At 37.9% G+C, this 7,218-nt stretch carries 3 protein-coding genes; 1 reads left to right on the forward strand and 2 read right to left on the reverse strand.

Annotated features, from left to right (window positions below):
* Nucleotides 1-313: 313 nt before the first annotated feature.
* Entirely contained in the window at nt 314-3,739 is a 3,426-nt protein-coding gene (locus HP456_RS17295; protein WP_216663328.1) for a S8 family serine peptidase, read from the reverse strand.
* A 786-nt stretch (nt 3,740-4,525) separates the two neighbouring features.
* Between HP456_RS17295 and HP456_RS17300 the strand changes: the two genes are divergently transcribed.
* A complete protein-coding gene (locus tag HP456_RS17300; protein ID WP_172253413.1) occupies nt 4,526-5,242 on the forward strand; it encodes a YwaF family protein in 717 nt (238 codons plus the stop codon).
* 466 nt (nt 5,243-5,708) lie between these two features.
* On the opposite strand, the gene HP456_RS17305 is transcribed toward HP456_RS17300, so the two are convergent.
* Complete coding sequence (locus HP456_RS17305) at nt 5,709-6,965, reverse strand: helix-turn-helix domain-containing protein (protein WP_172253414.1); 1,257 nt, start codon at nt 6,963-6,965, stop codon at nt 5,709-5,711.
* Nucleotides 6,966-7,218 lie beyond the last annotated feature (253 nt).

Raw genomic sequence — 7,218 nt, forward strand, 5'->3', positions numbered from 1 at the left:
ACATCAATTTAGATGGCATTGTCGATCAGAAGGATTGGAGTTATGTAGAAACGAATTATCTGACGAGAAACCATACATTGGATGAATTAAAGGATGCTGTTGAGAGTCACCAAGGTATGACATTGGAGAAAGCGAAAAAGGAATTAGGGATTACAAACTAATGTAAGAAAGCCGTACCCGTGAACTAAGGTTCGTGGGTACGTTTTTTGTGTAAGTGCTTAATAGATGGATCTTGAATAAACGATATAGTCTATTACTTTAATGAACAAAAGCCAAGAACAACCTTAATTGAAGGCTGTTCTTGGCTTCTAAATTAATGTTTAACCGTTATTTTCTTCTGCTCGGAAGTTAACGATAATCCTGTTTCATCTGTACCCGTCACGGTCACAAAGTAGTCCCCGTCCGGGTATTCAGAACCAGGGTACCATTTCAATCCATAGATTGAATGTTCGTTTTCTATATCTGCATACTCTATTACATTGCCTTTTGCATCCGCGATTTCAAAATGCCAATCCAATCGTTTGTAACCGAAGACCAGTATGGATGCAGGCTTGTCTTCGTTGATGTTAGTTCCAGATACATTGAAGTAATTGATAAATGGATCCGCATGCAGCAGGTCTTCATTACCGGTATATCCAACGCCTGCATTACGGAAATTATCCATAGCTGACACCATCACAATTTCAGGTTTTTCCTCCGAAATATACTCTTTGGACCCTTCTGCCACATTCTTTCGTTTACCGTTTACCCAAATAAAGCTTCCGATATAACCGCTTCCTTCTTCTATGACCTCCCATGTAATTTTATACTTTCCATCCGGTTGATCGGTTATTTTTATATTTTCGACACTAGGTGAGACAGAATCCAGATTAAAAGGTATTTTCGTTTGCTGAGGCTCCGCTCCCTTATAATTCAACGTGCTCTCATACACATAATAATAGTTTCCATCAGGGAGAAGATTTCCTTCATCATCTTTACCGCTCCATACGATTCCATCAAACTTGTAATAGTAATCCCGGTTGCTCATGATATTTTTTCTAAAAGTATAAGGACTTCCATCTTCCGTATACTCACTAAAATCAGTTATGTTCGAAACTGTATTTCCCTCTTCATCTTGGACACTCAGGGACATTTCTTTCAAATTACGAAATGCAGTGAATGAAGGATGTATCCCCGAAGCAATTGATCTGAACGAATAACCAACCGCGTTTTGATCAAATTTACCTGTCTGTTGATCATAACCCAATGGTAGTTCAAACATGTCATTCCATAAAACTGTATACGGTAAATAAGCATCTCCATTCACTGGACTCTCGTCGATGTTGTTGAGTGAATCCCAATCACCATAGAAACCCATGAAAGGCATCGTTAAAGTCGTTAAATCTTTAACAGAGCTGCCTTTAGGTACGAAGCGAACGAATCCTTCCACAAATCGCCCATCACTTAACTCTTCTGGTAGTGTCACAGAGATATTCACTTCATCATCCCGGCGTGGCTTATATTGGAATTTGCTTTTATCCGTTACTTGTTTTCCGTTGATTTTCACAACGGCATCTTTTATAGGAACAGAGTTCAATGTCAGATATTCTCTATCTACTCCGCCATATGTTCTCTCTTCTGTTTCATCCATTAACACATCTACTACAATTTCATATTGATGATTCGCTTTTTCTAGATTTTTAGCTATTGGCTCCACATCTAATGTGAAATCAAACGTGCGATCTACTTCTTTTAATGCAACAGATGAGGACTTCTCTAAAGGAGCACCTGAATGTTGCAGTAGGTAAGGTGTCTTGACCGCTTGTTCAATTTTCATCAACCCTGAGCCTTGGCGTCTAGGCGAGTAAGGTGTATTATCATGATCCGGGTTTGTTAAAATTTTTGATGTATTCATCAGAGCATTCTTGGCCTTTAAAACAGTATCTTTATTTTTAGGTAATTGCAGCTCTTCATAGTACTTTTGAAGAAGTAATGCACCACCGGCTGCAACGTGTGGAGCAGCCATTGATGTTCCACTCATTGTTTCAATCTGGTTGTTAAGGACAGTAGAACTTATTTTCCCGCCAGGAGCTGTAATTTCCGGCTTAAAACTTAAATCAGTTGGTGAACCATATGAAGAAAAGTACGACATTGGTTCCGTTTCAGGATTTTGCACCCAAAGCCCTTCATCTGACAATTGAGCGGTCACCTTCTCTCCACTTTTTAACCTTTCCACCAATTGTATAGAAGTATCTTGGTCAGTTGTCACGGCCGGAATGGAGTTAGCAGAAAATATCAATGTAGAATACGGTGTAAAGTCACTTGGAGGTATAACAATCAGAGCTGCAGCACCCTTTTTCTTTAAATCATGTTGAAGGGTGGAATAGGTGGAATATCTTGCTGGTTTGGCAATAACAATTTTCCCTTCCAAGTCCAAACCTTCCAGATGTTTCCCAAATCCTTCACCAGCGAAAATGAGCTCATACTCCTTGTCGGCTTCTAACGTACCAATCAATTTTTTTGCACGTGGTTGTATTTGATATCCTAACAAGCTTCCATCACTTAGACTAAGAGTATCGACTTTCATCTGATCATTCTCTGATGAAGCAACCTGTAGTGCAGATGGTGTAATCCCTGGATCACCTACAAGTCCGATATCAGGATTTTTCGCTAATGGTAATTGAGAACGTTCAAGTATGTTCTGCTTCGTGCTATATGAAGCATTTCCTGCAGCAGCTACGACTAGTACTCCTTGTTCAGTAGCATATTGGATCGCTCGTTGGACAGGGTCATTCGGATCCACCACCCCTGCATCAGATCCCAAGCTTAAATTGATGACATCCGCTCCGAACTCTACCGCATGATAAATACCTGCGACAATATCATCATCATACGCACCGCCATTATTATCCGAGAACACCTTCTCAGCTAAAAGCTGAACATCAGGAGCGACTCCGATCGCCTTTTTCTGGGATTCTTCATAAGCCCCGACAATTCCAGCAACGTGTGTACCGTGTGAACTACTAGCCGGTATAACGTTGGTATCTTTATCTGCCCAGTCATAACCTGTCGGTACCTTTTCCGTATACCAAATATCATTTACTTCTGTTTCATTCAGTTTCGCTTGAATATTCTCTTCATTATACTTTGCGTTCTTCTTCCCTTTTTCGGAAAGTTTCAGAGCCTCATGCTCATAATCGATTCCTGAGTCTACAATCGCAACGACCATTCCGTCACCGCTGTAATTGTATTTTGACCATACATTCATCGCTTCCACAAGCTCATTGCTCTTTACATCCATGTGTTTATACGTTTTCGCGATACGGATATCCTTTACTCCGTCTGCGTCTTTGATTTTATGTGCTTCTTTCATCGTCGTTTCCATACTGAATCCATAAAAACCTGTTGAATACGTATGTATGACTCTAGAGGAGCTATCTCTTTTTTTCATAAACGTATTTTTCACTTGTTCTACCTGATTTTCAGGCATGGATTTTGCTTTTTCATTTACATCGACTTCGACGATTAAACGAACTTTTCCATTTGGATCAACTGAAGTCCCTTCCTGTCCGTATAATGGATGGTTTCCACTATCTTCAGCTGAATCCGCCATAGGCAGTTCAGCTTTTTGTTTGTTAGGAACTGCTGATTGTCCGTCTTTTAAAAAATGGAATTCCGCACCTACTGGTGTTACAAAGCTGCTTAAAAATAAAACGAACATTAATACAATCGATAGTCTTCTTTTCAAGGTACCCTTCATCTTCTCACCCTTTTGTATAAATTAAATTCTTATTACACATGATGAAGAAACACAGAAGTAGATTAGGATAATGCTAGTAGAACATAGTCCATAGCAATCACATAATATTGCTGTTTGAAACGACGGATTCGCCAACTATCAGTAGAAGACATAGGTAACAGATGCATGCTTCGTGATTTGAAATCTTCATAATACATGCCGCTTATACCTTTGTGTCAAACTTCCCCTCCTTTTCTATCACTCTAGAAATAGTGAGCAGCACCTCTTATACATGTTCTACTGAAATCGACATTTTCCTATTGGGGGAAAATAAGAGTAAGTTTAATAAACAATAGGAATTTTATCCTTGAATGCTTCATTAAATGTTTGTATTTCACCTGTTGACAGTGACAAAAGTATGAAAAGACAAAAAGATCATTGGGGAAATCCTTCGAACCGTTGAGGAAAAGGTGGAATTATAATATGGAATAACAAGTTACAGAGCGAAAAAAAACCCTCCGGTGATGGAAACCTTGTCTGAATAATAGAAAATGCTGGATTTATATCGTAGAAAAAAGGAACAGGAGAAAGAAACGAGGGAGTCGACATTGTCCTTTGCTATCCTCTTTACATCTATATAGTGTCAGTGACTAGGGTCGTAACCCTTCGAAATATTCGTGTTTAGTTTTTTTACTTATTTTCAACTTCTACTTTTTCCTTCATGGCAAAAGTTTAACTTAATGTATAAAAGCCTCCCATAAAACACACCATATGTTTGCTCTATATTTAAACCAGGGGTGGGAAATCATGGATTGGTTCGGCCACAGTCATCAATCTTTCCATTTTAGCTTGTTTTCTGTAAGTCACGTTGTTACGTTAGCCATTTTTATTTTTGTTGCAGTCATCATTTTTCTATATCGAAAAAATGTGAGTAATAGTAAAAGGAGAAGAATTGAAAAAGGAACAGCTTATTCCTTGATTTTAATGGAGATGATGAATCATGTGTGGATGTATGTACATGATGTATGGAAATTCGGTCGTTCCATGCCTTTGGAGTTATGTAATATCGCAGTCATTTTATGTATCTGTTTACTCTTGACCAGAAAAAGAATATTCTTTGAATTATTATTTTTCATTGCCGTTTTAGGTGCTACACAAGCAATTATCACTCCCGCATTGACATATGATTTCCCTCACTTTCGATTTCTTCACTTTTTCTATTCGCATTTGATTGCCGTATGGGTTACATTGTATTTTACGCTGGCAAATGGGTATCATCCAACATTCCGGTCGTTTACAAAACTTATTGTCTTTATTAACCTCCTAATGCCGATCATCTTGTTAGTAAATATGCTGTCGGAAGGAAATTACTGGTTTTTAAGACATAAACCCAAAAGCCCAAGTCTATTTGATTTATTGGGGCCATATCCCTGGTACATCTTAACGCTTGAAAGTGTTCTGATTGTAATTAGCGTAATTACATGGCTCATCCTGCGAAAAATACGTGGAACGTTTTCAGCCTGAAACAAGTTAGTGATTCTAGTTGCGACAGTGCTAAGAAAGAGAATCTTTGTTACTTAGTTGACCGTTTCAAAAAGGAACATTATTAAAAAAGAGTGTTTAAGGAATTGACCTAAACACTCTAACGGATTCACGTGATTTACTTCCTATTTGTGAACTTATTGGATTCCAAGCTCCTCCAAGATCCTTTCCAATGATTTTCCTATGTAGTCCTTTTTTGCCATCGGAGCATTTTCTACTGATTGATTTTCCAAGAGGTAATTCTTCTGAACATATCCAATGTCTGCAGCATTCATGTACGGTCGAAGTTAATATCTGCATAGTGGTCACTGGTTCCCCATTTCTCTTGTTATAAACAGCATTTACTAAACCTCAGTTCGATTATATTTAGATTTGAGTGGATATCATTTTCGGAAAATAAAATTAAAAAAGAAAAAGAGCATTTTTGCAGCTCTTTTCCTCCTAGTAATTATTCCACTTTTCCCGTTTGTAACAGATTAGAATATTTTTTATCATGTTGGGATGTCGCATAAATCCTGTAATTCCAAAAAGATAACAAACATTTTTTGAACCTTTCTAAATTTCCTATCCTATTTGATAAATCCGCGACTTCCACGAGTTCATCCAAACCTTTTTCAAATTGACTGCTTTTACATAAAAACAAGGCGTGAGCATAACGAAAGTCTAAATTCATTTTTTCTTTCAGCCAGGGTTCCTTGCTTTCGGCCATATCGTCGATTACATGAGGGAACCTTTCTATGAGTGTATTGGCATCATTTAAACGATCTAATCGAACAAATGTCTCAAATATCCTGGGCAGTCCCACATATATATCTTCCCTTTTTTCCAGCCAGGAGAGATACTCATCTACATATTCAAGCTTCCCAAAATCCAACAGGGCAGCATAGCGATTGCCTGCAGCAATTCCCTCATAATATTCATTTATTTTTGAATATTTATCTATTATAGTCAATACTTCTTCAAGGGAGTCCCCTACTCTTGAAAGGGCAAGTCCCTTATACATTAGGGCCCGTCCATAATAATCGCCTTCGGGAGCCAATTTCTTTAATTTTTCTGCATAATTCAGGACCTGCCACCATTCCTCGCGCCGGTAGTAATCTGCCATGATCCACATGTAAGCTTCCAACATTATCTCATTAGGCATGTATGCTAATTGATCCAATACAAAAGACAGGGCATGCTGTCCTTTTTCTGTCCCCCTAACAATATAAAATCTCCTGAAATAACTTACCGCGACTTTTTCTGAAAAGCGATCCGACTCACTCTCAATAATCACCTCATAGAGCGGGAGTGCCTGTTCACCTAAACCTCCTTGAAAAAGTTCTTCGGCAACAGTATAGATATATAATAGATTTTTCTTTCTAATCGTTTTTGACTGTTCCTCCAGCATTAAATTTATTACGTCACTGTAAAGATTGACATACCCTTCCGCTGCACACTTATACAAGAACTGTATACTTCTTCGTTTGTCTGCATGTTTTCCTTTATTGAAGCATTCCTCTACATAGTACTGATAGAGAGTACCTTCAGATAGCCCGATTGCATCTGTTATCGCATCCAGATTTTGCAAAGAAAGAGGCTGCCTGTGATTAAAAAGGCGGCTGATCTCGCTTATATGAATACCGGATTCCTTGGAAAGTTCTGTTTTATTCCAAGTTTTCATTTGCATATACTTTTGAATTTCTTGATAGAGAGCAGCATTCATTTGATTCACCTGTTCCTTTTCATAAAACGAATTGAGCTGTAGCTATAAACAAACTCCCTTGATTGATGTTGATTTGATAGAATTTTTCAAAAACATTATCCCATCAAATTCAATTATAATCAAAGGAAAATGATAGAAAAGTAACAATAAGAGGACTAAAAAGGCTGTTGATGCCTTAAATAGAAGGTATTTATTCATTATATTCTTTCAATTATGGAGTGGATGTGGCTTGGATAAAGGAAAAATCATAAAA

The sequence above is a fragment of the Bacillus haikouensis genome (assembly GCF_013179555.1).
Taxonomy (GTDB): domain Bacteria; phylum Bacillota; class Bacilli; order Bacillales; family Bacillaceae_B; genus Rossellomorea; species Rossellomorea haikouensis_A.